The organism is Pelagibius sp. (assembly GCF_028289705.1).
Classification (GTDB): Bacteria; Pseudomonadota; Alphaproteobacteria; order Kiloniellales; family Kiloniellaceae; genus Pelagibius.
Genome location: NZ_JANQOI010000176.1, coordinates 1 through 25,038 on the forward strand (window position 1 = coordinate 1; position 25,038 = coordinate 25,038).

Genomic DNA, 25,038 nt, shown 5'->3' on the forward strand with positions numbered 1-25,038 from the left:
TGCTTAGACGGAAACACTCTCGTGTTTGCGTCTAAGCATGTGAATCCGCTCTACACTTAAGAATTAGAGCAGATTCACCAGGCTCGATGGATCGCTCCCGCGATTCCATCGCGCCAGGATCTGCTCTAGGCGGTTGCCGAATGCTCTGCAGAGCGCTGCGTCGTGCAGCTCTGCTACCTGTTCGCCGGCGTTACAGATCGATGTTGCTGCCGGATTTGTGGCGCAAGGCTTTGACTCATCGGTTAGTTGTCGGCTGTTGCCCGGAAATCCGCTGTAACGCCTGCGGACGAAGTGCCGGTGGGAGGAAAAAGTGAAGGCTTCGAAATCAAGTGCTTGGCAGCTTGGCGTGGTCCTTGCTTGCGATTCACTGTTGAGGAGATCGCCGTCTGTCATGGCGTCTCGCTGATTAGGTGTCTGGTCGTGCAGAACCAAGACCCTCAATGGCTCCAAGCTTTGCGCCGCCGCGGGCGCGCGGCGACCGCAGGGCTCGCCCTTTTCCTGTTCGCATTTGCCGTCGCGCAGCCTGCTTTTGCGGACCCTCTCCCACGAATTCTGGAAGGCAGCGGTGACGACGCCCTGGCGAAGGTTCTTGCCGACGAAGAGCTGGCAGGGGTGCGCGGGCGAGGGTTGGAAGGGGGAGACCTTACAGCGGTTGGGATGGGGCCCATCGCGGTCATTCTCTGGGATGAACTGACGGAAACTCAGCAAGGCAAGCTACAGGGGCCCCAGATCTCCCACAGCACAGGCATGGGCAATGGGCAGTCGAACAGTCTGGTCACCCATCAGCAATAGGGAGCGATTCGTCCCGGCGTTCCGCTGCCGGCTGTTATCACCGCTTGCTGTTGCCTTGGCCCTGCTCGCCGTGGCCGCCCCTGAGCTCGATGCGCAGGAGAGCGAACTGCGCGAGCCCGGCGTGATCGTGCTGAGGGAGGTTCCGCCACGTATTGCCGTCAGACCAGCTCTGCCGGCGCCGCCCTTCCTGGTGAGGACGGCGCCTGAGATCGACGTCTCGGCGATGAGCCGCATCAGCCCTGCCCTGATGTCCGCCCTCCCGATTGCCAGGGGTGAGCTGCTGAGCGATCTGGAAGCCGCAACCATCGCCCCCGACATGCCAATCCTGTCCGGCACGGCCCGCCTCGTCACCGCCGGCAGTGGCAGCCTGGTCTCGCCGGCTCTGGCCGGGGGCTCCCGGCAAGCGGGTGTCCGGCCTGTCGCGGACGGCATCCGCTCGAGCCTGGCGGCAGCGGGGCTGCTCTCGCGGTCGACCGTCAATGGCAGTGATGGCGCCGTCCAGCAAGCGACGCGCGGACTGGGCACGACCATCCGCAATGCGCTTGTCCCAAGATGAGCGTCCGGAGCAAGGCACGATGACCGATCGGATCGGATGGAGACTTGCAAGCGCCCTTGCGGTCCTGGCCGTGGCGCTCTGCCCCGCGGCGGCCTTTGCCGAGGAGCTGTTCGGCCGGACGATCATAGACGACGAGGCCCTGCGAGACTTCACAGGGGCCGCCCTGATCAATCAGTCGGCCGGTGACGGGAACCTGCAGTCCAACACCGCCTTCATTGCCACAAACGCCGAGGCGCAGGCGCGGGTGCGTATCTCGACGGTCCAGCTTTCGGCCGCCACTCCCGACGAAACGGTTCTCGATGCCTTCGCGTTGATCGAAGGTGATGCCTTTGCCGATGCACAGGGCGTGCTTCTGGTGACTCAGGGCGCGGGGCGAAACAATCTGCAGATCAATCACCTCGCGGCGGCCCTGGGTTTGGAAGGAGAGGTCCTTGTGGAGTCCGAGCTCAGCCAGAGCCGGGCCAATGCCCTCTCGCCGCTAGCCGAAGAGCGGGAAGGAAACCGGCTCGCCCATGTCGGGCCGGGGGCCTTCCGCGATGCCGGCGGTGTCATCCAGGTCAACCAGGTCGCGGGGCAGGAGAACGCGACCTTCAACCGCTTTGTGCTGGGCGTATCCTCGAACGCGCTGCCCTAGGGGCTTTCGTGTTTTGACGGCACCAGCCCGCTTCCCCTCCTACGACCAGACCTCTCGCCGGATTTCGGCAGCGCGTGATGCCGCGCACTGTCCGGCGGCGTTACAGCCGCACGCAAAACTCAAAAGACCGCGCGTCTTCAGGTCTTTGACGGCAGGGGGGCGGGATTCGTGTAACGGCGGCGGACAGTGGTTGTCCTCGGGCTCTTTGCCGCCGCGGGAAAAGTCCGATCCAATTCAAAGGTTTCCGAGATTGGCACCGATCTTGCGTATTAGGGAGCAGGGGAAGCCTGCTGCAGCAGTTGGCGCGTGTGCCCCGCCAGCGACCCTTACGGGTCGAGGAACAACAGGAGATTGAGCAATGAACACCAGATTGGGTTTGTTTGCCATGATCGCCGTCGGGGTATCCGCGCTCGTCGCTGTACCCATGGGCGCCTTGGCGCAATCGACCAGTGTCACCTTGACCAAGTCCTACGATGAAGACGTCGATGTCGACTACGACAACACCATCGATGTTGACATCACCAAGGACATCGATGTCGAGAAGGACCTGAACTACACCGGAACCGTGGTGATCTCCGGTAACCTCAACGTCTCCGAGGCCGCCTTGTCGCTGATCGACAACAAGCAGATCATCGATGACAACCTCGTCGAACCGCGGGGCGACGATCCCAGCATCACCAACATCACCGTGATCGATGGGACCGTGCTGAATGCGGCACAGGGCAACATCGGTCTCAACGTGGCGGTTGGCGACAACCTGCTGCAAGAGAATGCGGCGGCTCTGTCGGCGATCGGCACCACCTCGGCTGCGGGATCGAGCGACGCCGAGATCTTCAGCATCCAGAAGACGATCAACAACGATTTCGACGAGAGTGAGGGCGATTCAGAGGTCCTCAACCAGATCCAGTTGTTGGGCGACGTTCTGGGTGGGGCCTCGGGCAACGCCGGCGTGAACGTCGCAGCGGGTGCCTTCAATGCCCAGAAGAATGCCCTGGCGCTTGCTGCGGTGACCGGCACGGCCACCTTGTCGGAGGCGACGGCTGCGGTCCTGCAGGAATCGACCTTCAACGATACCTGGCACGCGCAGACCACCAACGACGTGAAGTTGGGCGATCAGGTCGCGGCCGGCTTCGTTGGCAACATCGGCATCAATCTGACGTCCGGTACCAACAATCTCCAACAGAACGCGATGTCCATCTCATCGGTTCAGTAGTCACGGTCATTGCTTACGGTCTGAGGGGGCTCCGGCCAAATCCATTGGTCTGAGCCTCCTCTTTCTTCCTCTTGGCAGGCCCGGGGGGCGCAACGATGAGCGACAGATCCTCTTGGATATCTTGGATCGCAGTCGGCTTTGCCCTGGCCATCCTGGTTGGCTTCGCTCAAGCCGGTCGCGCGGGAGAGATCCGCTTTGGCGGGGTCCTGCCGGGCGGCGGTGTCATCAACAAGCCGGTGGTCAGTCTGCGCGAAGCCAGGTACGAGGGCCTGGTGCCGCAGGAGACCGACTTCAGTTGCGGTGCGGCCTCGGTGGCGACCATCCTGAAGTACGCCTACGGGAAGCCCACCAACGAATTTGAAGTTCTGAAGGCCATGCTTGCGGTCAGTGACGAGGAGACCGTCTTGCGCAGGGGCTTCTCGCTGCTCGATATCAAGCGCTATGTGGAATCCATCGGCATGAATGCCGTGGGGTTCAGGATCGCTCCCGAGAATCTGGACAAGATCAAGATCCCCTCCATCGTCCTTCTGGATATCAGGGGCTATCGCCACTTCGTCGTCCTCAAGAAATCGACCAACGGCAAGGTCTACGTGGCCGACCCCGCCCTGGGAAACAAGGTCCTGCGCAAGGAGGATTTTGTCGCGTCCTGGAACGGGGTGGTCCTGGCGATCGTCGCGGAGGGCTATCAGGCCGATACCGCCCTGGCACAGGCGCAGGACCCGGTGAGTGCCAAGCGCCTGCTTGGCAGCCGGGCGCCGATCGTCAACGCCGACACCTTCGATTTCGGGACCCTTCATTCGGACCTGCACCGCTTCTGACCGCCCGCCCTAAGGTCCGGCCGGATCCGGAGGCCGGCTGGCGGAGGGAGTTTGACGGCCCTTGCGCGGTCCCGCAGGGCAGCTCCTTGTCGTGACAGTCACAGGTCCCGCATAGGGGGAATCCCCTATGGGGTTTCCCTTATTTACGGGCAGTCATTCCTGTGTCGACAATGACCGCTCTACTCCAGATGCAATCAAGTGCCTTTCGGCTTGAAGTTTGAAGGTGTCCGCGGCGCAGGCAGCGGGCGAGGGGCTGTCGACGGCCTGAGTTTCGGCTCTTGCCGTCGTCGGGACAGCAAAGGAGGGGCCGGTGAGACGTTTGGCCGGAAGTCCAAGCTGTACGCGCCTGCCGGCCCGGGTTTGCCGTCCCTTTACTCCAGGAAACCTGACGTCATTGATCCTGCTGCTGGCGGTCCTTCTGATGCTTGGCCCGGCGGCGAGCGGCTCGTCTTATCCCGATCTCAGCGCTTTTGAGAACGCCGCCGTGGTTCCGGACTCGGAACTGGCTGAGATGCGTGGGCGCTTCGTCGAAGGGGGTGAAGTCCAGCACTTCGGTATTCAGATGTTCACCGCCTGGCAGACCGGTGACGGCGTGGTCCTCACCACCGGCCTGGAGTGGTCGGCCGACACTGCGGGTAACGCTCAGACGCCCACCATCAGCCTGCTTCAGTCACTGCCGGACGGCACCATCGTCGATCCGGGAGCGGGACAAGGCCCGATATCGATCGATCCGCTGGAAGGGCTTGGCGGGGTGAATCCGGACATCGTCGAGGGACCGCCCCCTGTGCCTCTGCTCCTGACAGCCAATGCGGGCGGGCTGGAGACCGCCAGCGGTGTTGTCCAGAGCGTTCAGGCTGCGGGCGATGCGAACAGCATCGGCAACGACATGCGCTTCAACGTCACCGAGGGGCAGGTCGCCGTCTCCTTTGCCCCGCCCCCGACGCCGCTCGGTCAACCCCTATCCCTGCTGGAGACGACGACGGTCGAGTTCGACGACGGAACGAGGGCCACCGCCTTCATTGAGCCGAACTCCATCGGCTACGTGGTCAGGATCGACGACTTCGGCACGGTCCTGCAGGAGGTGCGTGGCGGTGTCGGGCGGGTGGCCCAGCACGCAAACATTCGAAGTGACCTGAACGTCATCCGCAACACGGTGAACATCAACTTTGGACTGGCTCCCAGCGTCAATGTGCTGCGGGCAAACGTCCGTTCGGTCTTCAACTTGACAAGGGATCTGCGCCGGTGACGGAGCCTTGCCGAAGCGTCCGAAGCCGTCAGGCGATGCCGCCATTCCTTCCGTTGGCGGCCGGCCCCGACGCCGTCGACGGCAAGCCGCACAGCGCCGAATGGGGAGATGAGACGGCATGATCTTCGCTTCACCCTGGCCGATTGGCCTCTGCGCCCTGATCCTTCTGGGTCTCGCCCCGGCGCCTGTCAGCGCCGCCGATGCCAATGGACAGTTTGCCACAAAGGGCATCGGCGTTCTGAGTTGCGGTGTATTCGTCGAAGCCCGTTCGCAAGGCGCGGCGACGGCTTCACGCTTGAAGGACTGGCTTGATGGTTACCTCACAGCAACCAATCGTTACGAGCCGAACACCTTCGATGTTGCCCCTTGGGGGCCCAGTGAGGTGTTCGCGATCATCATTGAGAACCATTGCCGGCAGAATCCCGATGAAGGTTTCGCCCAGGCAGCGCAGCGGCTGGTTCTCTCGATCGGCAATGATCGGCTGGCCCGGCGCTCGCCGTTGCGCACCGTGACGGCGAACGGAGCTAACACGCAGATCTATGACGAGGTGCTCCGGCGCGTGCAAGCGCAGTTGGCCGAGCGCGGTCTCTACAACGGGCAGCCCGACGGTGTGTTTGGGCCCCGAACGCGGGATGCGATCGCCACCTTCCAGATCAGCGAAGGCATGGACGGTACCGGGCTTCCCGATCCGCTGACGGTCTGGAAGCTGGTCCAGCCCTGAGACGGCGCCGGGGTAGCCGTTCGGAAGACAGGAGTCGATTGGTCTGTTGAGGACGCCTATGAGAATTGTCGCAGCGGTCTTGGGTGTTTGTCTGGCGGGGCTCCTCTGCCCCGCTGAAACGCCTGCGCAGGAAACCGAGGTCGAGGTCCTGCGGCGCCAGGTCGAGCGGATGAGCAAGACCATCGAAACGCAAAATCGGGCCCTTCTGAACCTGGAAAGGCGCCTGCGCACCATTGAACAAGCGGCCCCGGCACCGCCGGCACCCACGCCGCCGGCTCAGCCGGCACCTCCCTTGGCGCCCGCGCCGCAGCAGCAGGATGCACCGCCTGCCCAGCCGCCGACGGCGGACGCCGAGGAAGAACCGGTAAAACGGGAAGCCGAGGCTCCCCGCTCGCTCGAGGTGGTCGCCGGCGAGGCTCAGGGCTTCTTCGGCGAACGCTTCACCATCGAGCCCTCCGTGACCTACACGCGGACCGACCGCTCGCAGATCGTGCTCAACGGCTTCCTGGCCCTCGACGCCATCTTCCTGGGAAACATCAGCGTCGACGAGGTGGAGTCCGACATCGTGACTTTCGATATCACTGGGCGGATGGGGATCGGCGAAGACCTTCAGGTGGATGTCAACGTGCCCTACATCTACCGAATGTCGAACTTCATTTCCGGGGGAGCGGGCGGCGGCTCGGCGAGCCAGATCGAGAAGGCCATCAGCTCCGACAACCTCGGAGACATCAGCTTCGGCGCGAATTATCGCATCATCAACGAGACCGAGAACATACCGGACGTAGTGTTGAACCTGAGAGGCCGGGCGCCGACCGGCAAACACCCCTTCGGCATCGAGGTGAGAGAGGTCGAGGGAAGCTCGGGGAACCTGACGGTTCCCGAGGAGCTGCCGACCGGCAACGGTGTCTGGCAGATATCCGGGGGCGCGTCGGTCCTGAAGACAATCGATCCGGCGCTGGTCTTCGCCAACTTCGACTATTTCTACAACTTCGAAAGGGATTTCAGCGATATCGGCTCTTCGCCCGGCGATCAGCCCGGCACGGTGGACGTCGGTGACTCCTTTCAGGTCGGCTTTGGCGTGGCTTACGCGCTGAACGAGGATTTCAGCCTCAGTCTCTCCTACTCGCAGCGCTGGTTCGAGGAGACGCGGACCAAGCTCGACGGTGGCGACTTTCAGGACGTCATCGGCAGCGACGCCAACGTGGCCCGGCTGAATACCGGCATGACCTACGCCCTCAACGACTACTTCACCCTCGTCACCAACGTCTCGGCCGGTCTGACGGAGGATGCGCCGGATGTGGAGGTGCGGGTGGGCTTCCCCATCAACTTCTGACGCCGGCGCCACCGCAGCCGATCCGACAGCCAAGCGGAACCGCTTGGACGTCAGTCGAAAACGCTCTAGGTGCCGATGCCCGCGGTCAGCGCAATGCGCACGAGATGGGCGAGGTTGCGGGCCTGCAGCTTTTCCATGACACGGGCCCGGTGGATTTCCACCGTCCGGGGGCTGATGCCCAGGTCAAAAGCGATCGACTTGTTGGACTGCCCGGCCACCAGTTGCTCCAGGACCTCCCGCTCGCGCGAGGTCAGGCGGGCGAAGCCACTGGGCAATGGCCTTTCCGCGCGGGCTGTTGAAGAGGTCTTCTTCCCGCGGAGAAGGGCACGCTCCACGCTCTCCAGCACCGTATCGCCGCTCAACGGTTTCTGGATGAAGTCCACCGCACCCAACTGCATTGCACTGACAGCGCTGCGCACATCGCCCTTTCCGGTGATCATGATCACCGGCAGATCGTGGCGCCCATCCTTCAGCCGAGCCTGAACCTCCAGGCCGTTCAGGTCGGGCAGGTTGAGGTCAAGCAGCAGACAATCGCCAGAGGGCGCTCCTCCGCCGTCGAGCAGCGCCGTCCCGGATCCGTAGGTCTGCACCGCGAACCCGGCGGTTTCCAAAGTCATCCTCAAGGAGTCGAGAACTCCCTCGTCGTCATCGACCACAAGGACGGTCGACTTGCTCATCCATCGCCTCGCCTGTTGGAAGAAGGATATGGAAATCGGTCCCCTTACCCGGTTGTGAGCTTGCCGAAAGCCGTCCGCCATGCGCGGAGACGATGGCGTGGCAAATCGACAGCCCGACCCCCATGCCGTCGGGCTTGTGACTGCGGATCGGCTTAAAGGTCCGCCTTGCGATCTGCGGAGGGAGGCCCGGTCCATTGTCAGAAATGATCACTGCGACCAGATCATCGGCCTTCAGGTTGGTCCTTATGGCGATCGATCCGTTTTGACGGTCTCGCAGGGCTTCGATGCTGTTCCTGATCAGGTTGGCGATGGCGAGCTGCACCTGGATTCTATCGATCTGCAGGAACGGCAAGGACCGGTCCAGCGCCAGTTCCAGCTTCACCGCATGCTCGCGCGCCATTGGGGACAGCTCGGCACTGCTCCGCTCGACGATGGCGTTGATGTCCTCGGCCGTGCGCTCCAGGTCCTCGTGATCCATGAGGGATCGCAGCCTGTGGAAGACCTGGGAGGCACGCGCAGATTCCTCGATCGCTTTCTCGATGCACTCGAGAGCTCTGTCGGGCACCTCCCCGCCGTGGGACACAAGGGTTGTGCGGCAGGCCTGAACGTAGTTGGCGATGGCGGACAGAGGTTGCGCCAACTCGTGCGCAAACACCGAAGCGGCATCAAGCTCCGCGGACCTGGCCTGCGCTCCAAGGCGGACTGCAGTGAAGTCCGCTAGCGCGCTGGAGCGCTCGTTGCGCTGCAGTGAGTAAGGCTCGCCGGAGGGTCGGGCTGATCCATTGGCCTTGCGGCGTGTGTCCGGCGGCGGGTGCGGTGGAACAGCCTGGCCACAGTCTTCCTCTGCGTATGGTCTGCGATCCATGCTCATCTTGAGTTCCCCCCTGTTGGGGTCCGAGACAAGACAGTTCTGGGCATGCAGTGCAGGGAAGCGACGTGGTGCGACCGGGCATCGCAGGGATCAGGTCAAAATACTGTCGCCATCTTCTTGCACGCCTCTCCCTCGGCCTGGCGCAGTCGTGGGAGCGTTTCGTTCGCTCGTCCGGGATTGCGCTATGCACCTGACCGTTGCTGCAAGATTCTGAAGCCGCCCGCCGGATTGGATTGCTGTTGCGCTCGTCCGAGCGGGCAAACCTCCCACTGAATCATCTATAACATTCAAGCAAGACGGACTGATGTCAGACGGGTTGGCTCTCCTCCGCTCTTTTGCGCCTTTGTGTACTCAGGGCGCCGGTTCAAATCGCGAAGCTGCGTCGACACTCACGTGTCAATCGTCCCGACCGTCCATGGCGCCGTCATGGGACCGCACCGACCGATTCGACAGGCTCGCCGTCAGAACCAGTTTCTCTGCCTCAAGGGGTATGGAACAGGAGACCTAAAAATTCAGCCGTACCCACCAATACAATCATGGTGAGAATTCGAACAATCTAAAGTACGCCTGTCAGTTAACCATATCACGCTGGCGAACTCAATCAGGGGGACAAGACAGACTCCTCAAAATCACTAGATCTCTGTGACAAATTGGTGGCCTGAGGTCGTTGAGGGCATTTAGGAGCGCTCCAAAGCGGGAGACGTCAGTCAAAGGCCTCAGACAGGCACGTCCCTGGCGCTCGCCGAGACCTTGAAACCCGGTATTCGATGGCCCACGACCGTATGCAAGGGCGGCATTCCTGAATGCGTCCGTTTTTGGAGCAGTCTATAAGCGATGCCAGTGATCCGAAAGGACCATTTCCCTATCAGTACCGCCAATGTCAAAGGTCAGCCGGGCGAGGCCCTCACCGTCCTCATCACTCGGCCGTTAAAGCGCAATAGGTGGGTCTCTTGATCGAGATTGCGTCTTCAGGTTGTAGATCAATGGGGAAGTGGGGTGCCCGCGCTGGATCCTGAACGAATGCTGACCTGCCGCGGAGCCGCGGGAAGGCCGGCACGGCGATCCCGCCGCAACCGGCTATGCCATGGTCAGATGCCCCAACCGGCCCACGGAAGAGTGCGACGGTTCTCTCCCCCGCCGGCAGTGATTATAGTCCCCGGGAACGGGCGCGTGCCGCAGCGGCGCAGCTCTTGAAGACTCCACCCGAGGACCTGAAAGGCTCTCTGCAATGGATCCTCTGTCCGATGCCGGCAAGACTCGGCGCCCCGGCGATCTGGGCTCTCCCCCGATGAAAGAGGCGGAGAGCCTCAGCGACTACGTCTACCGCGTTTTGAAGAACGAGATCCTGTTGTGCCGGCTGGCGCCCGGTGCGGAAATCTCCGAGGCGCAGCTCGCCGAACGCTACGGATTCAGCAAGGCGCCGCTGCGCAGCGCGCTGACCCGCCTGCGCCAGGAAAAGCTGGTGATGACCCGCGGACGCCTGGGCAACATCGTCGCCCCGATCACCGTTCAGGACGTCCACGAGGTCTTTCAGCTCCGTCTTCTGCTTGAGGTGGAGGCAACGCGTCTGGCGGCCGGACGGATCGAGCCCGAACGATTGAAGCGCCTGGACAAGCGTGTGCGCGAATGCCATGCGGCGCGCGGTCACGCGACGAGCGAGGCCTACCGCGAGGCCAACCTCGAGTTCCACCGCTACATCGTCGAGGCGTCGGGGAACAGCCGGTTGGCCGAGATGGTGATCGCGCTCATCGAACAGCACGAGCGGATCGTCCACTTCAGCCTGACCCTGCACAAGCGGGACAACGAATTCCACCATGTCCACGACAATCTCGTCGAAGCCCTGTTGGCGGGTGAGGGCACGCGTGCCGCGGAGATCGCGCAGAAGGCCATACGCGGCAGTCAGGACAAGGTCATCGGCTCCTTCGCCTCCAATGCCTCGCAGCTCTACCTCTCCCCGGCGCCGAGCGCGGAGAGCCGAGAGAACTAGCCCGCCGCTGCTGCGGCGAAGTGCTGCTTTGGAAAGTCGCTGTAGGCGGCGACCTTGTGGCGGACGTCCAGGTCGTGGAAGACCGTGCCGCGGGGCGCGATCCGCCAGGTCCAGCTCTCCTCGAAGGGCGGCAGCACGAGTCCGCCCAGGATGTTCTTTCGGCAGAGCGTGCCGTCGCTCCCCTGTTCCTCGCGCTTATAGTCCGTGATCAGGGCGACCCGCCCGGCAAAGCGCGCAAGCCAGCGAAGATGGGTCTCGACGATCTGCCGCTCGAACCGCTCCAGGTCGTCGCGCGGCAAGGAGGGCCGTTTGGCGCGCAGGTAACTGCAGGGAATGAACGCCAACTGCGAGAGCAGGTTCACCGAGGCGACAAGATCGATGTCCTGATCGAGAAAGTGGTCCGGATTGCCGTGCGGCAGGGCGCCGCGGCGGCCCTTTCGCACGTAGTCGAAGACCGGTCTGGCGATGTCGGTGATGTCGACCTGGACCAGTTCGACGTTGCCGTAGCCGCGGGCTTGTTTGCGGGTATGCCTCGGATGGACGATATCGGCGAGGATCACCCGCTCGAAGGAGCGGCTGAGGTGGGCCAGGGGCACGTCCAGCAACAGGCCGGAGCCGACGAGAAGGACAGTCTTGCGGCGCGCGCAAGCTTGCGCAGCCGTCTCGATCACCTGCTTGGTCGCCTCCAGGTGGGGGTGCCACGACTCCCGGCACTGCGCCGCGCGGCCGGCGATCCCGGAGATTTCCCGCCGATAGCCCATAGGCGCCAAATGCCAGGCAGCGGCCCCCGCGAAGGGCCCTAGCAGCTGCCTGAGCATGGCTCAGCCGTCTCTTGACATGTCACACGACATTTTATAGAACATGTCACGAGGAAATGCAAATGGTCTTGTCATCACCAGCAAAGCGGAGATCCGGCCGCCCGCGCTTGCTTTGTTGCGGGGCTGGGCTGGCGGGCGCGTGGAGAATTCCGAGGGTGTGGCCGGCGGTGTTCTTATGCCTCGCTCTGGCCTTCGCTGCGCCGGCGGCTCAGGCGAATCCCGACATCTGGGTCAAGTCGAAGATCATCTACCGCCTGCAGAACGAGTCGGTTGTTGGGCTGGCGCTGGAGTGGCAGTTCGACCGCTACTTCAGCTCCCGCACCATCGACACCGTCGATGCGGACGGCGACGGCGTCTTCAGCGAAAGCGAGGCCGCGCGCCTGAGGCAGGAGATCTTCGATCCCCTGTCCGAGAGTCACTATCACCTTCACGTTCTCTCCGACGGTGCACCGCGGGACTTCTCGGTCGCCACCTTCGAACCCGGCATAGAGAACGAGCGTCTGCTCTTTCGCTTCGCCGTCGAGTTCGGCCCGCCGGTCCCCTACACGCGCGAAGCGCTGGTGGTCAGCCAGTTCGATGAGCGGATCGTCTTCGACTTCGCGTTCATGGAGCAGGGTTTCCTGCTGGTCGAGGGCCCCCTGGCGGCCGGCTGCAAGTTTCGCATTGGCCGGGGCAAGGGGCCGTTGAAGGGGCACGACAAGACCATCGCTTTGATTTGTGAGGACCAGTGATGAAACGCCTGCCGCTGAACCTAAGCCGCTCTCTCGGTTTCTGCCTGTCTCTGGCGATGGCCCTTGTCGCCGCCGCCGCCCTGGCGAGCGCTCCGCTGGCCCAGGAGAGCGGTCAGTCCGGCACCGGCACGGCGACGGCGCCGATGATCGAATTCGCCGAGGACGACCGCGGCCTCTGGGAGCGTTGGACCCAGTTCATCATCGAATTCCAGCGCCAGGCGAACGCCGAGGTCGCCGAACACATGAATGCCGTGAACAGCGGCGAAGACCTCAGTGCCTTCTTCCTGGGGCTGGGAATCGCCTTCCTCTACGGCATCTTCCATGCCTTCGGGCCGGGGCACGGCAAGTTCATCATCGTTTCCTATTTCCTCGGCCGGGAGGTGCAGGTCGGCCGCGGCGTGCTGATGGCGGTGCAGGTCGCCATCGTCCATGTCATCGCCGCCATCGTGATCGTCTGGCTGGCCGACACAGTCCTGAAGGTCGGCTTCGGTGTCGGCCTGGCGGAGATCCCCGGGGTGCGGGCCGGCAGTTTCCTGATCATTGCCGCGATCGGTCTTTACATGCTCTTCCAGGCCTTCCGCGCCGCGCTCGGCTACGTCGATCTCAGCGAACTGGGCCATAGCCACAGTCACGGGCACAGCCACGGGCATAGCCATGGGCATGCCCACTCTCATGGCCACGGGGGTGGTCAGAAGGCGAGCAAGCTGGAGGGTGGGCTCATGGCCTTCGCCGCGGGTGTCGTGCCTTGTCCCGGCGCCGTGCTCATCATGCTCTATGCCGTGGCCAACGACATGATCTATCCCGGCTTCATTCTGGTCGCCGCCATGTCGGCGGGCATCGGGCTGACCATCTGTACCCTCGGCGTCGGCGCCATCGTCGCCCGCAAGACCGCCGTGAAACTGGTGGAAGGCGCCGGCGGAGGGGCGGGTGGCGTCGCGCTGTTGCGCCACTCCATGAACTTCGGCGGGGCCATCGTCGTGACCGTGATCGGCCTCGTCTCCTTCGTCGCCTTCCTGGACATCCCCCTGGGCTAGAACACTCCCCGACCCGGGCTGCCCTATCCCTCGTGGAGCGCCTTGAAGAGTCGCTGCTGGCTCTCGAAGATGTGGTTGCGGATCGCGAAGCCCAGGCCGATGGGGTCTTCCACGTCGATGCGCCGGACCACCTCGTCGACCTCGTCGTGGACCGCGTTGATGGTGTCTTCCCAGGGGATCGAGCGGAGCAGCAGCAGCCACATGCGCGAGGTCTGAAAGAAGAGATTGCATTGCATCTCCCGCAGGGTCTTGTTGGCGGCCAGGTCCATCAGCCCGACGAAGTAGCGGATGTTGGTCTCGGCAAAGCCGATCTCGTCCCCCTGCTGCAAGGCGAGAAATTCCTCGCCGCAGCGGACGAAGAACTCCCGCGTGCCCTCGGCAAAGGGGGTTTCGATGAAGGGGCCCATGGCCTCGGCCAGGATCATGCGCACCGCATAGACATCGGCCAGCAGCTCCGGCTCGATCCGCGTCACCAGGGTCCCGATGCCGTGCTTGATTTCCACCAGCCCCTCGTGCTCCAGCATGGAGAAGACCCGGCGGATCGGCGAGCGGCTGACCGAATACTCCCTGGCCAGTTCCTCCTCGCGCAACAGCGTATCCGGCGGGTAGCGGTTGGTGCAGATGCGGTAGCGGATTTCCTGATAGATCGCGGCGATCCGCTGCTGGGGAGCGGTCCGGGCGGCGGTTTGATTGAGGGCGGGGATCATCGAGGTCTGTCTCAAAACTCCTGCAGGCCCGGCAGGGCGAACTTCCGGTTCACGACCCGGGTGAGCTTCGCGGCCGCGAGGCTGAGGATCAGGAAGAAAACGCCGGCCAGGGTGATGGGCTCGGTATAGCGGAAGGTATCATTGCCGATGATCCGGGCCGTGGCGACCAGCTCGATCACCGTGATCGCCAAAAGAACCGGCGTTTCCTTGAACATGGTGACCAGATAGTTGCCGAGCGGCAGGATGATCGGCGGGATCGCCTGGGGCAGAATGACGCGCCTCAGCGTTCGCGCGGTGGAGAGATTGATGGCCTTGGCCGCTTCCCATTGGCCGCGGTCGACCTGGGCGAATCCGGAGCGGTAGACCTCGGCGCAGTAGGCAGAATAGTGCATGCCCAGGGTCAGGACGCCGCAGACCATGGCGGGTAGGATCACCCCCGCCAGCGGCAGGAAGTAGTACATGGCGAAGAGCTGGATCAGCACCGGCGTGGTGCGGATGAACTCGACCCAGAGCCGCACCACGAAACTGAGGACGGGGATCTCCAACAGGCTGATGATGGCCCAGAGCAGCCCAAGCACCGCCGCCAGGGCAAAGCCCATCACCGTCGCCTGCAGGGTGACCAGCGAGGCCTCCGCCATCTGCGGCAGGATCTCCAGGGTATAGGCCCAGTCCCAGTTCATCGGGCGTCACCCAGCCGGATGCCGCGGGAGTAGTGCTTCTCCAGGAGCTTCATGCCGATGGTGATGGAAAGGCCGATGGCGAAGTACATGAAGAGGACGATGGTGAAGACCTCGACAGTCAGATAGGTGGTCTGGTTGAGCTGGTAGGCCGTGTAGGTCAGATCGGAGATGCCGATGAAGGAAACCAGGGCGGTCAGCTTGAAGAGCTGTATGGCCAGATTGCCGAAGGGCGGGATCATGATGCGGATCGCCTGCGGCAAAATGATCCGGCGCATGCGGTTGAAGCTGCTCATGTTGAGGGCGATGGCCGCCTCGTACTGCGCCTTGGGAACGGCGCGGATTGAGGCCTCCACCACGATTGCCGCATAAGCACCCACGTTCAGGGAGACGCCCAGGACCCCGGCCGTGAAGGGGTCGATCTTCGGCCCAAAGAGCGGCAGCACATAGAACAGCCAGAACAGTTGGACGAGGGCCGATGTCCCTCTGAAGATCTCAACGTAGCTGATGCAGAGCCAGCGCACCGGTGTCCAGGGCGAGAGCCGGCCGATGCCTGTCGCAAAGGCGATGATGACCGTCAGAATCATCGAGACGACGACGATCTTGAGGGTCATCTCGGCGGCTTCGAGAAACACCAGCGCGCTGTCGACGAAGGGAGACCGCAGGAAATAGACCGCGCCCGCGAAGATGGTCACACAGAGGGTGACGATAAGCGCGCGGATGGACATAGGGCGGTCTCGAAAGGGTTTGTCGTGGCTGCCGTGCGGAAGCGGGCCGGCCCCGTAGCGATCTTAGACCGCTACGGGTGCCCCTTGCAGCCTTAGAGACCGGCGCCGCAGAGTTCCTTCATGCTCTTGGTGGGGGCGTCCGCGGGCCCGAACCCCCAGGCCGAGGCCATCTTGGCGTAGTTGCCGCTTTCGACGTAGTTGGCCAGCTCGGCCTGGAAGGCGTCGCGGAAGGCCATGTTGGCTTTCAACTCGTCGCCATCGCCCTTGGGGAAGCCGATGGCGCCGTGGCCCTGGTAGATCTCGCCTGCAATCTCGGTGATGGAGCCCGAGCTTTCCATGTTGATGAGATCGCCGGCGGTGCGGACGATGTCGTTGATGGCGAAGGCGGAGAGGGCGAAGCCGTCCGCGCGCCCGGAGATCACCGCTGAGATGCCGGCGGCCTTGTCGCTGACCTTCAGCAGCTTTTCGTCGGGCACGCCGTCCTTCTTGGCCAGGGTCTCTTCCGTGCCGCCGGCCAGCACCGCGAGCTTGGCCCCGTCGGTCTTGGCGATGTCTTTGAAGTTATGCAGGCTCTTGGGGTTGCCCTTCTTCACGAGGTAGGCGGCACCCTGGCCCCAGGTGGGCTCGGCGAAGAGAATCTGCTCGCAACGCTTCGGGCGGATGTAGATTCCTGCCGCGCCCATGTCGATCCGGCGGGCGACCAGCGAGGGGATCAGAGCGCCGAAATCCATGGCCACGAACTCGAGCTTGGTGATCCCCATTGCCCCGAGGACGTGCTTGACGATCTCCACCTGTTCGCCGGTGAAGCTGCCGTCGGCCTGCTTGTATCCATAGGGCGCGTAGCCTGCGATGCCGATGGTCGCGCCCTCGGCGCGGTATTTCTCGAGCAACGGATTGTCGGCCGCGACGGCGGCTGTCGGCATGAGGGTGGTCGCCAGGAGGAGGGCGGCGACGAGGCTGACGGCTCCCCCGATTTTGCTGATGAAGTTCATTTTTTCGCCTCCGGGTTTCGAGAGGTTCTGGCCTCTCAAGGATGCAAGACCGTTCTCCCGACGGTCGGTCAGATCGGAACAGAAAACCACTAGATGGATACAACAACGAAGTAAACTCGATCAAGAATGCCTTTTCAAGGCGAAATTTTTGTGAAAAGTATATAGATGTGTACGTCTTGGGAAATCTGAGGTGTCGGATGCAGGCGGACCCGCCATCCTGCGGCCTTGTCCGGGCCATCTATACAGGCCGCAAGCGCGAGGCCCTGATCAACGGCCGGAGGGAGCCGACCGCCTACCTGCGCAGCTGCCAGAACGGTCCCCTCCGGCTCGGCCGGCAGGGCTTGGCTGGCGACACCCTGGGGACGGCGCGGCGCCTGGGCCGGGAGAACCACGCGGTCTATCTCTTTGCCGAACGTCACTACGCCCATTTCGAAGCGGTGCTGGGCCGACCGATTCCGCGCGGTGCCTTCTCCGAGAACGTCCTCTATGTGGGCCCCGATGAAACGGAGCTTCGGATCGGGGATCGTCTGCGGGCCGGCGATGCTTTGGTCGAGATCGTCTCGCCCCGGGTTCCCTGCTACAAGCTGGCGCACTTTCTGGGCGCCGAGCCCGGCTTCCCCAGCCGCTTTTCCGCATCCGGCCGCACCGGCGTCTACGGCCGGGTGATCGAGCCGGGCAGCCTATCTGCGGGTAGCGCGCTGGAACGGCTGGAAAGCGATGCGCGGAACGCGACCCTGGCGGAACTCAACGAGGTGCTGACGGCCGGCCGGCCCGGTGCCGATGCCCTTGCCCGCGTCCTGGCCTCTCCGGCCCTGCTGCCGGCAGTGCGCCAGGTCGTGGAAGAGCGGATAGATAACCTCTCCCTCCCGGCGGCTGCCGCGCCGCAGACGGTGCGCATCGCCGAGCGGGTGCAGGAGACGCCGGGGGTGATATCGCTTTCGTTCGAGATGGCGCTGGCGCCGGGCGAACGCCCGAAACCGGGCCAGTTCGTCACCTTCGGCATCACCGACGATGCCGGCCGTCAACACTTCCGCTGTTATTCCCTGACCGACGGCCCTTTTCCGGGACGGAACGGGCGGCCCTGCCGGATCTCCGTCAAGCGCGAAGCCGGGGACGGCGAGGCGGCGGACGCCTTTTCGGTGTCGTCATGGCTGCACGAGCGCATCGGCGTCGGTGCCGAATGCATCGCCTATCCGCCCGCCGGGGCGTTCTGCCTGCCGGAGGGGCTCTCGGGACCGCTGGCGTTCTATGCCGGCGGCATCGGGATCACCCCTGTCTTCTCGCAGATCCGGGCCCTGGCCGAGGCGCGCTATCCTGACCCGGTGACCCTGATCTACGTCTCCAAAAGTGTGGCGGAACTTGCGTTTCTCAACGAACTTTCCGACTTGGCCGGACGCTGGGACCGCTTCGCGCTGAGACTCTTCGTGACCGGTGCGGAAACGCCATTGGCGGAGTTGCCGGCGCCGGTCCGCAAGGGGCGGCCCGATCTCGAACGGGAGGTCGCCGCGATGGACGGCTCGACGCATGTCTTCGTCTGCGGCCCGCTCGCCATGACCGAGGCGGTCCGCGCCGCGCATGCCACCCTCGGGCGCGCCAACGACCGGCTGCATTTCGAGCTCTTCTCCGATGCGGTCGTCCTGGATGAGTCCATGGAGCCGGCGCCGCACGCGGAGATCACGATCTCGCCGGAGGCCTATCGCGCCGCCTGGCAGCGCGGCGACGGCTCGCTGCTGGCATGGATCGAGCGCCATACGGATCACCGCCCGCCTGCCGCCTGCCGTTCCGGCATCTGCCGCACCTGCGCCGCGCCCCTGCTGCGGGGACAGGTCGTCTATCCGGCGACCGTGGCGCCGCCGCCCTCGACCGAGGTGTTGCTGTGTTGCGCCATGCCGGCGACGGACGTCGAAATAGGGCTGGCCGGCGATCTACTTGGAAAGGCGGTAGGGTAAGCTTGCGGGGAAACCGGCCCGGACCCAGAGGCCGGAGAGAAGGGAGACAGGACGATGCGCGATGAGGTTTCTCGCTACCCGCTTCGGCTCGCCGACGAAGGGGCGCCCATGGTGCGCCTTGCGAACGTCTCCAAGCGCTATGGCGAACTGACGGTTCTCGACGGCCTGGACCTGGATATCGCCGAGGGGGAGATGGTGAGCATCATCGGCCCCTCCGGCTCCGGCAAGACCACGGTGCTGCGCGTCCTCATGACCCTGGAGAGCATCGACGACGGCGTCATCTACGTCGACGGCAGCCCCCTGACCCACATGGAAAAGAACGGCGCCCTTGTGCCTTCCAACCCCCAGCATCTGCGCGCCATGCGCCAGAACATCGGTATGTGCTTCCAGCATTTCAATCTGTTCCCCCACATGACCGCGCTGGAGAACTGCATGGAGGGTCCGGTCTATTCGCTGGGCATGAGCAAGCGCGACGCCCGGGAGCGTGCCGAGGAACTGCTCGACCTGGTGGGGGTCGCCGACAAGCGCGATCAGCACCCTTCGCGCCTCTCCGGTGGCCAGCAGCAGCGCGTGGCCATTGCCCGCGCCCTGGCCATGCGCCCCAAGGTGATGCTGTTCGACGAGGTGACCTCGGCCCTCGACCCGGAGGTCATCGGCGAGGTCACCAACGTCATCCGAAAGCTCGTCACCGATCTGAACCTGACCATGCTGATGGTGACCCATCAGATGGGCTTCGCCCGCGACATCTCCGACCGGGTGTGTTTCTTCTACGCCGGCAAGATCGAGGAGCAGGGGGCTCCCGACGAGGTTTTCGGCAGCCCGCGCAAGGAGCGCACCCAGCAGTTCCTGAGCGCGGTCAAGGAAGCCCGATGACCGCGGCGATCCTGCCCCGCGCCGTGTACCGGGCGCGCCAACGGATCCGGCCGTGGATCCGGTCCACCCCGCTGGTTGCCTCGCCGGCCCTGTCCGCAGGCTCCGGCGGCGAGGTCCATTTGAAGCTGGAGCACCTGCAGGCGACGGGAAGCTTCAAGCTGCGCGGTGCCGCCAATGCGATCCTCGCCTTGTCCGAGGACCAGCGCCGCAAGGGCGTGGTCGGCGTCTCCACCGGCAACCATGGCCGCGGCCTCGCCCATGCCGCCGCCCAGGCAGGCGTCGGCTGCACCATCTACATGTCCGCCCTGGTGCCCGCGAACAAGGTGGAGGCGATCCGGGCGCTCGGCGCCGAGGTGCGGATCGTCGGCCGGTCCCAGGACGATGCCCAGGTGGAGGTCGACCGTCTGGTCGCCGAGGAGGGCAAGGTCATGCTGCCGCCCTTCGACCATCCGGACATCATCGCCGGCCAGGGAACGCTGGGCCTGGAAATCCTCGAGGCGCTGCCGGCCGTGGAGACGGTGCTGGTGCCGCTCTCCGGCGGCGGCCTGATCGCCGGCATTGCCCTGGTGCTGAAGGCCGCCGATCCGGCCATCCGGGTGATCGGCGTTTCCATGGAGCGCGGCGCGGCCATGATCGCATGTCAGCGTGCCGGCCGGCCGGTTTCTGTGGAGGAACTGCCGACGCTGGCCGATGCCCTGGGCGGCGGTATCGGCATGGACAACCGCTACACCTTCCGCATGGTCCGCGATCTGGTGGACGACTTCGTCACCGTCACCGAGGCGGAGATCGCCGCTGCCGTGCGCCACGCCTACTGGTCGGAACACCAGGTCGTCGAAGGCTCCGGCAGCGTCGGGATCGCCGCCCTCCTCGCGGGCAAGGTCCGCGATGCCGGCGTGACGCTGGCTCTGGTCAGCGGCGGCAACATCGACACCAAGCTGCACAAACGCATCATCGATGGCGAGGACGTCGACGTCCTGGCGGAACGCGAAGGGGAGGCGCCAATCCGTGCCGCAGATTAACATTTTCAAGGAAAGCGATCTGCAGATGGCGGTGCCCCTGGACCCGGCCGCGGTCGATTGCGTGGAGGCGGCCTTCCGGACCCTCGCGACGAAGGACGTCGTGATGCCGCCGATCATGAGCTTGCACATCCCCGAGCACAACGGGGAGGTCGACGTGAAGACCGCCTATGTGCCGGGGGTGGACTCCTTTGCCATCAAGATGAGCCCCGGGTTCTTCGATAACCCCAAACGGGGGTTGCCGAGCATCAACGGTCTGATGGTTCTGTTCTCCGCCGAGACCGGCCTGGTGGAAGCGCTGCTACTCGACAACGGCTATCTGACCGACGTGCGCACCGCTGCCGCCGGCGCCGTTGCCGCCAGGTGGCTCGCCCGCACCGATGCGACGGCGGCCGGGATCATCGGCAGCGGCACCCAGGCCCGCCTGCAGCTCAAGGCGCTGACGCTGGTCCGCGGTATCCGCACTGCCGTGATCTGGGGACGCGACCCCGACAAGGCCCGCGCCTGCGCGGCGGACTGCTCTGCGGAAACCGGGATCGCTGTCACCGCCGCTGCCAGCGTCGCCGAAGTCATGGCCCGGAGCGACATCGTCGTCACGACCACGCCCTCGCCGGAACCCCTGGTCCATGCCGCGGACCTGCGGCCCGGCCAGCACGTCACCGCCATGGGCTCAGACGCGGACTACAAGACCGAGCTGGCGCCGCAGGTGCTGGCCCGTGCCGACCTCTATGTCTGCGACAGCCATGCCCAGTGTCTCAGGCAGGGGGAGCTGCGCGCCGCCGTCGCCGCCGGTGCCGTCGGCCCGGACCTCGACCATGCGGAGCTCGGCGCGGTGATCGCCGGCCGGCAGTCGGGCCGGTCCTCGGAGCGCCAGATCACGGTCTGCGATCTGACCGGCACCGGGGTTCAGGACACGGCCATAGCGGCCTTCGCCAAGGCGCGGGCCGCGGCGGCAGGGGCCGGTTTCCTGTTCGACAGCGCGTGAGCGGGACGACAGAGCGATGCCCGAAGTAGAACTTCCCTTCAGCCGTGCCGAGTATGCCGAACGAATCGGCAAGGTCCGCCGCGCCATGGCGGCGAAAGGCATCGAACTGCTGGTGGTCTCCGACCCCTCCAACATGGCCTGGCTGACGGGCTATGATGGCTGGTCGTTCTACGTGCACCAGTGTGTGCTTCTGGCGCTCGACGGCGCGCCGCTCTGGTACGGCCGGAGGCAGGATGCCAACGGCGCGCGGCGTACGGTACACATGGACGAGGCCAACATTCTGTCCTACCCGGACCACTACGTGCAGTCGGCCGAGCGCCACCCCATGGACCACCTGAGCGGGATTATCGCCGACCGCGGCTGGAGCGGGCTGCGTTTCGGGGTGGAGATGGACAACTACTATTTCTCCGCCGCGGCCCATAAGTCGCTGGAAAGGAATCTGCCGAACGCCCGCTTCGAGGACGCCACCGGGCTGGTGAACTGGTGCCGGGCGGTAAAGTCGGAGCAGGAACTCGTCTACATGCGCCGGGCCGGGCGCATCGTCGAGGCTATGCACGCGCGCATCTTCGAGACCATCGAGCCCGGCATGCGCAAGAGCGATCTGGTGGCGGAGATCTACGACGTCGGCATCCGCGGTGCCGACGGATACGGCGGCGACTATCCGGCGATCGTGCCCCTGCTGCCGTCCGGGCCCGACGCCGGCGCGCCGCATCTGACTTGGGACGACCGGCCGATGAAGGCGGGAGAGGGGACCTTCTTCGAGATCGCCGGCTGCTATCGCCGCTATCACGTGCCCCTGTCGCGGACGGTCTTTCTCGGCCGGCCGCCAGAGGCCTACCGCGATGCCGACAAGGCGGTGCGGGAGGGCATCGAGGCGGGCCTGGAGATGGCGCGTCCGGGCAGGCGCTGCGAGGACATCGCCTTGGCGTTCTTCGGTGTTCTCAAGAGATACGGAATCGCCAAGGACAGCCGCGCGGGCTATGGCATCGGCATCAGCTATCCTCCGGACTGGGGCGAGCGCACCATGAGCCTGCGCAGCGGCGACAAGACCGAGCTTCTGCCCGGCATGACCTTCCACTTCATGCCGGGGCTGTGGATGGACGACTGGGGCATGGAGACGACGGAAAGCATCGTCATCACCGAGGGCGCGCCGGAATGCCTGGCATCGGTCCCCCGCGAGCTCTTTGTGAAGGCCTGAGTCATGCCCGTGAGTCCTATAACGGCGACCGTGGACTTCGAGCGTGATGGCGTGCAGCACGGCTTTCTCAAGCTGCCCCATTCCCACGACGGTTCCGCCTGGGGCTCGATCATGATTCCCCTCACCGTCGCGCGCAGGGGCGCGGGGCCGACGGTGCTGCTGACCGGCGGCAACCACGGCGACGAGTATGAGGGGCCGGTGGCGCTCTTCGACCTGGCGCGGACCATCGGGGAGGAGGATTTCACCGGCCGGGTCATCATCGTCCCGGCCATGAACTATCCCGCTTTCCGGGCCGCGACGCGGACCTCCCCCATCGACGGCGGCAACCTGAACCGGGCCTTTCCCGGCGATCCCGCGGGCACGGTCACCGAGAAGATCGCAGACTATTTTCAAACCTGCCTGCTGCCCATGGCGGACTATGTGATCGATTTCCATTCCGGCGGAAAGACCCTGTCGTTCGTGCCCTTCTGCGCGGCCCATGTGCTCGAGGACAAGGCCCATCAGCAGCGCTGTGTCGCGGCCATGCGGGCCTTCAATGCACCCTACTCGCTGATGCTCCTGGAAATCGATAGCACGGGCATGTACGACACTGCGGCGGAGGCCATGGGCAAGGTGTTCATCTCCACCGAACTGGGCGGAGGCGGGACCGCGGGCGTGCAGACTGTCGCCATCGCCAAGCGCGGCCTGCGCAACGTCCTGAAGCACGCGAGCATCCTGGAAGGCCCCCTCGACCGGCGGGAAACCACCGGCCTGGACATGCCAGACGGCCGTTGCTTCGTGACGTCGGAGACCTCGGGACTGCTCGAACTCTGTGTCGAACTGGGCGCGCCTGTCTCCGCCGGCCAGGTGGTGGCCCGCGTTCACGACATTGACCGCACCGGCCGGCAGCCGACAGACTATCGCAGCGCCCTGGACGGCATTCTCATCGGCCGGCATTTTCCCGGGCTGGTGGCCATGGGCGACGTGATCGGAGTCGTCGCCGTGGCGGCCTGACCGCAGAGCTTTGCGAGACCCGTTGGAGACCATGATCAAACTGGATGACCGTGATCTCAAGCTGCTTTCGGTCCTTCAGAGGGAGGGCCGGATCACCAAGAACGATCTGGCCAAGCGCATCAACCTGTCGCCGACGGCATGCTGGGAACGGCTGAAGCGGCTGGAGGACAACGGTGTCATCGAGGGCTATGGCGCAAGACTCTCGTCGGCGGCCTTCGGCCCGGTTTCGACCGTCATCATGCAGGCCGAACTGGGCAGTCACCGCTCCTCGGATTTCCTGCGCTTCGAGGCCGCCATCGCCGAGATCCCGGAGATCGTGGACTGCTGGGCCGTCGGCGGCGGTGTCGACTACTTTCTGAAGTTCGTTTGCCGGGACGTCGATTCTTACCAGCGCCTCGTGGACCGTATGCTCGATGCCGATATCGGGCTCAAGCGCTACTACAGCTACGTGGTCACCAAGGCGGTGAAGGCGACGCCGGCCCAGCCGCTGGAGGCGCCCGGCGGGCGTTCCGGCGAGCAGGCATGACCACCGCGGCGCTGGACGGGAGACAGAGGGCATGCCCGGCCTGAGGCTGCGCTACGAACTGGAAGAGGTCGCCCCCGGTGGGCGCATCGGCCTGATCGCCCTGGCGACCGACTATAACAGCGAGACGGACCTTCGCCGGATGCTGCCCGCCGGGGTCGAGCTGTTCACCAACCGCGTGCTGAACGCCAACCCGGTGACCGTGGAGAATCTGCGCGCCATGAGCGGCGACATCACCCGGGCGGCGGCCGGCATTCTGCCGGGGCAGGGCGTCGACGTAATGATCTACGGCTGCACCTCGGGAACGGTTGCCATCGGCGAGGACCTGCTGGAAACGCTGATCCACCAGGCGCAACCCGGCGTTGCCTGCACCAATCCCATCGCCGCGGTGGAGGCGGCGCTGCGGGCCGGCGGGGCACAGCGGATCTCCGTCCTGACGCCCTATACCCAGAGCGTGAACGATCTGCTCGCTGCGGGATTCCGCGAGCGCGGGTTCGAGATCCTGACCATCGACGGCTTCGGCCTGGACAGGGATATCGACATGACCGGGCTGCCCGTCGCGGCCATCGAGGAAGCTGCGCGGCAGATCCGCCATCCGGATGCCGAGGCGCTGTTCATCTCCTGCACCGCGATCAGAGCTGCGCAGGCCGTCGAGGCGCTGGAACGCGACCTGGACACCCCGGTGGTGACCAGCAATCAGGCTTTGGTCTGGCACAGCCTGCGGCTGATGAAGAACGACAGCCCCGTGACCGGCTTCGGCAGGCTGTTCGCCCTGCAGATGGAGAATAATGTCGAGGGTCCGGACTAGCAGGACCCATCGCCGGTAGCGCTCCGAAGAATCCTCGCTTTTCCGTTCCGATTTCCGTCGTTTCCTCTGGCGTCTGCCCGCATTCCGAAGCCCCTTCGCCGCCGTTTCCCCTAGCGTTGGTTCCGATAACCGGGCCGGATGCGGCCGGCTTCGGATGC

26 protein-coding genes are annotated in these 25,038 nt (G+C 64.6%); 19 read left to right on the plus strand and 7 right to left on the minus strand.

Translation table 11 applies throughout. The features are described from left to right. Window positions 1–246 precede the first annotated feature (246 nt). The 8 genes from Q0996_RS21930 (at window position 247) to Q0996_RS21965 (ending at window position 7,313) form a co-directional block, all read left to right on the plus strand. Entirely contained in the window at window positions 247–792 is a 546-nt protein-coding gene (locus Q0996_RS21930) for a hypothetical protein (RefSeq protein ID WP_299625042.1), read from the plus strand. Between the two features lie 55 nt (window positions 793–847). After that, window positions 848–1,348, plus strand: a complete 501-nt coding sequence (locus Q0996_RS21935) for a hypothetical protein (RefSeq protein WP_299625044.1) — start codon at window positions 848–850, stop codon at window positions 1,346–1,348. 19 nt (window positions 1,349–1,367) lie between these two features. Next, window positions 1,368–1,982 (plus strand): hypothetical protein, encoded by a 615-nt coding sequence (locus Q0996_RS21940; protein WP_299625046.1) that lies wholly within the window; start codon window positions 1,368–1,370, stop codon window positions 1,980–1,982. Window positions 1,983–2,340: 358 nt separating this feature from the next. Next, the gene (locus Q0996_RS21945) at window positions 2,341–3,195 is read left to right on the plus strand and encodes a hypothetical protein (protein WP_299625048.1); all 855 of its coding nucleotides are present in this window, start codon (window positions 2,341–2,343) and stop codon (window positions 3,193–3,195) included. 95 nt (window positions 3,196–3,290) lie between these two features. Beyond that, window positions 3,291–4,013 carry a C39 family peptidase gene (locus Q0996_RS21950; RefSeq protein ID WP_299625050.1) on the plus strand — a complete coding sequence of 241 codons (723 nt, stop codon included), beginning with the start codon at window positions 3,291–3,293 and terminating at the stop codon, window positions 4,011–4,013. A 394-nt stretch (window positions 4,014–4,407) separates the two neighbouring features. Continuing rightward, window positions 4,408–5,259 (plus strand): hypothetical protein, encoded by an 852-nt coding sequence (locus tag Q0996_RS21955; RefSeq protein WP_299625053.1) that lies wholly within the window; start codon window positions 4,408–4,410, stop codon window positions 5,257–5,259. Window positions 5,260–5,377: 118 nt separating this feature from the next. Further along, entirely contained in the window at window positions 5,378–5,980 is a 603-nt protein-coding gene (locus tag Q0996_RS21960; protein ID WP_299625056.1) for a peptidoglycan-binding protein, read from the plus strand. A 58-nt stretch (window positions 5,981–6,038) separates the two neighbouring features. Beyond that, entirely contained in the window at window positions 6,039–7,313 is a 1,275-nt protein-coding gene (locus tag Q0996_RS21965) for a transporter (protein WP_299625059.1), read from the plus strand. A gap of 65 nt (window positions 7,314–7,378) precedes the next feature. On the opposite strand, the gene Q0996_RS21970 is transcribed toward Q0996_RS21965, so the two are convergent. After that, window positions 7,379–7,990, minus strand: a complete 612-nt coding sequence (locus Q0996_RS21970) for a response regulator transcription factor (RefSeq protein ID WP_299625062.1) — start codon at window positions 7,988–7,990, stop codon at window positions 7,379–7,381. After that, window positions 7,959–8,861 (minus strand): sensor histidine kinase, encoded by a 903-nt coding sequence (locus tag Q0996_RS21975; RefSeq protein WP_299625065.1) that lies wholly within the window; start codon window positions 8,859–8,861, stop codon window positions 7,959–7,961. Before Q0996_RS21975 ends, Q0996_RS21970 begins: the two co-directional genes overlap by 32 nt. Before the next feature lie 1,228 nt (window positions 8,862–10,089). On the opposite strand from Q0996_RS21975, the gene Q0996_RS21980 reads away from it, so the two are divergent. Next, on the plus strand, window positions 10,090–10,848 hold the full coding sequence (locus Q0996_RS21980) for a GntR family transcriptional regulator (RefSeq protein WP_299625068.1): 759 nt from the start codon (window positions 10,090–10,092) through the stop codon (window positions 10,846–10,848). On the opposite strand, the gene Q0996_RS21985 is transcribed toward Q0996_RS21980, so the two are convergent. Next, window positions 10,845–11,666 (minus strand): hypothetical protein, encoded by an 822-nt coding sequence (locus tag Q0996_RS21985; RefSeq protein ID WP_299625071.1) that lies wholly within the window; start codon window positions 11,664–11,666, stop codon window positions 10,845–10,847. The genes Q0996_RS21980 and Q0996_RS21985 overlap by 4 nt on opposite strands. Before the next feature lie 167 nt (window positions 11,667–11,833). On the opposite strand from Q0996_RS21985, the gene Q0996_RS21990 reads away from it, so the two are divergent. Next, window positions 11,834–12,397 (plus strand): DUF1007 family protein, encoded by a 564-nt coding sequence (locus tag Q0996_RS21990; protein WP_299625074.1) that lies wholly within the window; start codon window positions 11,834–11,836, stop codon window positions 12,395–12,397. Continuing rightward, entirely contained in the window at window positions 12,397–13,431 is a 1,035-nt protein-coding gene (locus Q0996_RS21995; protein ID WP_299625077.1) for a nickel/cobalt transporter, read from the plus strand. Before Q0996_RS21990 ends, Q0996_RS21995 begins: the two co-directional genes overlap by 1 nt. Window positions 13,432–13,454: 23 nt before the next feature. Here Q0996_RS21995 and Q0996_RS22000 read toward each other — a convergent pair whose 3' ends face one another. The 4 genes from Q0996_RS22000 to ehuB all read right to left on the minus strand — a co-directional run bounded on the left by Q0996_RS22000 (window position 13,455) and on the right by ehuB (window position 16,535). Further along, entirely contained in the window at window positions 13,455–14,153 is a 699-nt protein-coding gene (locus Q0996_RS22000; RefSeq protein ID WP_299625080.1) for a GntR family transcriptional regulator, read from the minus strand. Further along, entirely contained in the window at window positions 14,150–14,818 is a 669-nt protein-coding gene (ehuD, locus tag Q0996_RS22005) for an ectoine/hydroxyectoine ABC transporter permease subunit EhuD (protein ID WP_299625083.1), read from the minus strand. Before ehuD ends, Q0996_RS22000 begins: the two co-directional genes overlap by 4 nt. After that, on the minus strand, window positions 14,815–15,543 hold the full coding sequence (ehuC, locus tag Q0996_RS22010) for an ectoine/hydroxyectoine ABC transporter permease subunit EhuC (protein WP_299625086.1): 729 nt from the start codon (window positions 15,541–15,543) through the stop codon (window positions 14,815–14,817). The genes ehuD and ehuC overlap by 4 nt, the downstream gene beginning before the upstream one ends. Window positions 15,544–15,635: 92 nt before the next feature. Next, window positions 15,636–16,535, minus strand: a complete 900-nt coding sequence (gene ehuB / locus Q0996_RS22015) for an ectoine/hydroxyectoine ABC transporter substrate-binding protein EhuB (protein WP_299625089.1) — start codon at window positions 16,533–16,535, stop codon at window positions 15,636–15,638. A gap of 197 nt (window positions 16,536–16,732) precedes the next feature. Between ehuB and Q0996_RS22020 the strand changes: the two genes are divergently transcribed. Genes Q0996_RS22020 through Q0996_RS22055 form a run of 8 tightly spaced genes read left to right on the plus strand, consistent with a single transcriptional unit; the run spans window position 16,733 to window position 24,880 of the window. Next, window positions 16,733–18,484, plus strand: coding sequence for an MOSC domain-containing protein (locus Q0996_RS22020; protein WP_299625092.1), 1,752 nt, complete (start codon window positions 16,733–16,735; stop codon window positions 18,482–18,484). Window positions 18,485–18,538: 54 nt separating this feature from the next. Then, window positions 18,539–19,357: an ectoine/hydroxyectoine ABC transporter ATP-binding protein EhuA gene (ehuA, locus tag Q0996_RS22025; protein ID WP_299625095.1), complete on the plus strand. Its 819-nt coding sequence runs from the start codon at window positions 18,539–18,541 to the stop codon at window positions 19,355–19,357. Next, the gene (gene eutB, locus Q0996_RS22030) at window positions 19,354–20,376 is read left to right on the plus strand and encodes a hydroxyectoine utilization dehydratase EutB (RefSeq protein ID WP_299625098.1); all 1,023 of its coding nucleotides are present in this window, start codon (window positions 19,354–19,356) and stop codon (window positions 20,374–20,376) included. The genes ehuA and eutB overlap by 4 nt, the downstream gene beginning before the upstream one ends. Then, on the plus strand, window positions 20,363–21,358 hold the full coding sequence (locus tag Q0996_RS22035; protein ID WP_299625101.1) for a cyclodeaminase: 996 nt from the start codon (window positions 20,363–20,365) through the stop codon (window positions 21,356–21,358). Before eutB ends, Q0996_RS22035 begins: the two co-directional genes overlap by 14 nt. A gap of 16 nt (window positions 21,359–21,374) precedes the next feature. Then, a complete protein-coding gene (doeA, locus tag Q0996_RS22040) occupies window positions 21,375–22,556 on the plus strand; it encodes an ectoine hydrolase DoeA (RefSeq protein ID WP_299625104.1) in 1,182 nt (393 codons plus the stop codon). Between the two features lie 3 nt (window positions 22,557–22,559). Then, window positions 22,560–23,549, plus strand: a complete 990-nt coding sequence (gene doeB / locus Q0996_RS22045) for a N(2)-acetyl-L-2,4-diaminobutanoate deacetylase DoeB (protein WP_299625107.1) — start codon at window positions 22,560–22,562, stop codon at window positions 23,547–23,549. Window positions 23,550–23,580: 31 nt separating this feature from the next. Further along, complete coding sequence (locus Q0996_RS22050; protein ID WP_299625110.1) at window positions 23,581–24,075, plus strand: Lrp/AsnC family transcriptional regulator; 495 nt, start codon at window positions 23,581–23,583, stop codon at window positions 24,073–24,075. A gap of 31 nt (window positions 24,076–24,106) precedes the next feature. Then, a complete protein-coding gene (locus Q0996_RS22055; protein WP_299625113.1) occupies window positions 24,107–24,880 on the plus strand; it encodes an aspartate/glutamate racemase family protein in 774 nt (257 codons plus the stop codon). Window positions 24,881–25,038: the final 158 nt, after the last annotated feature.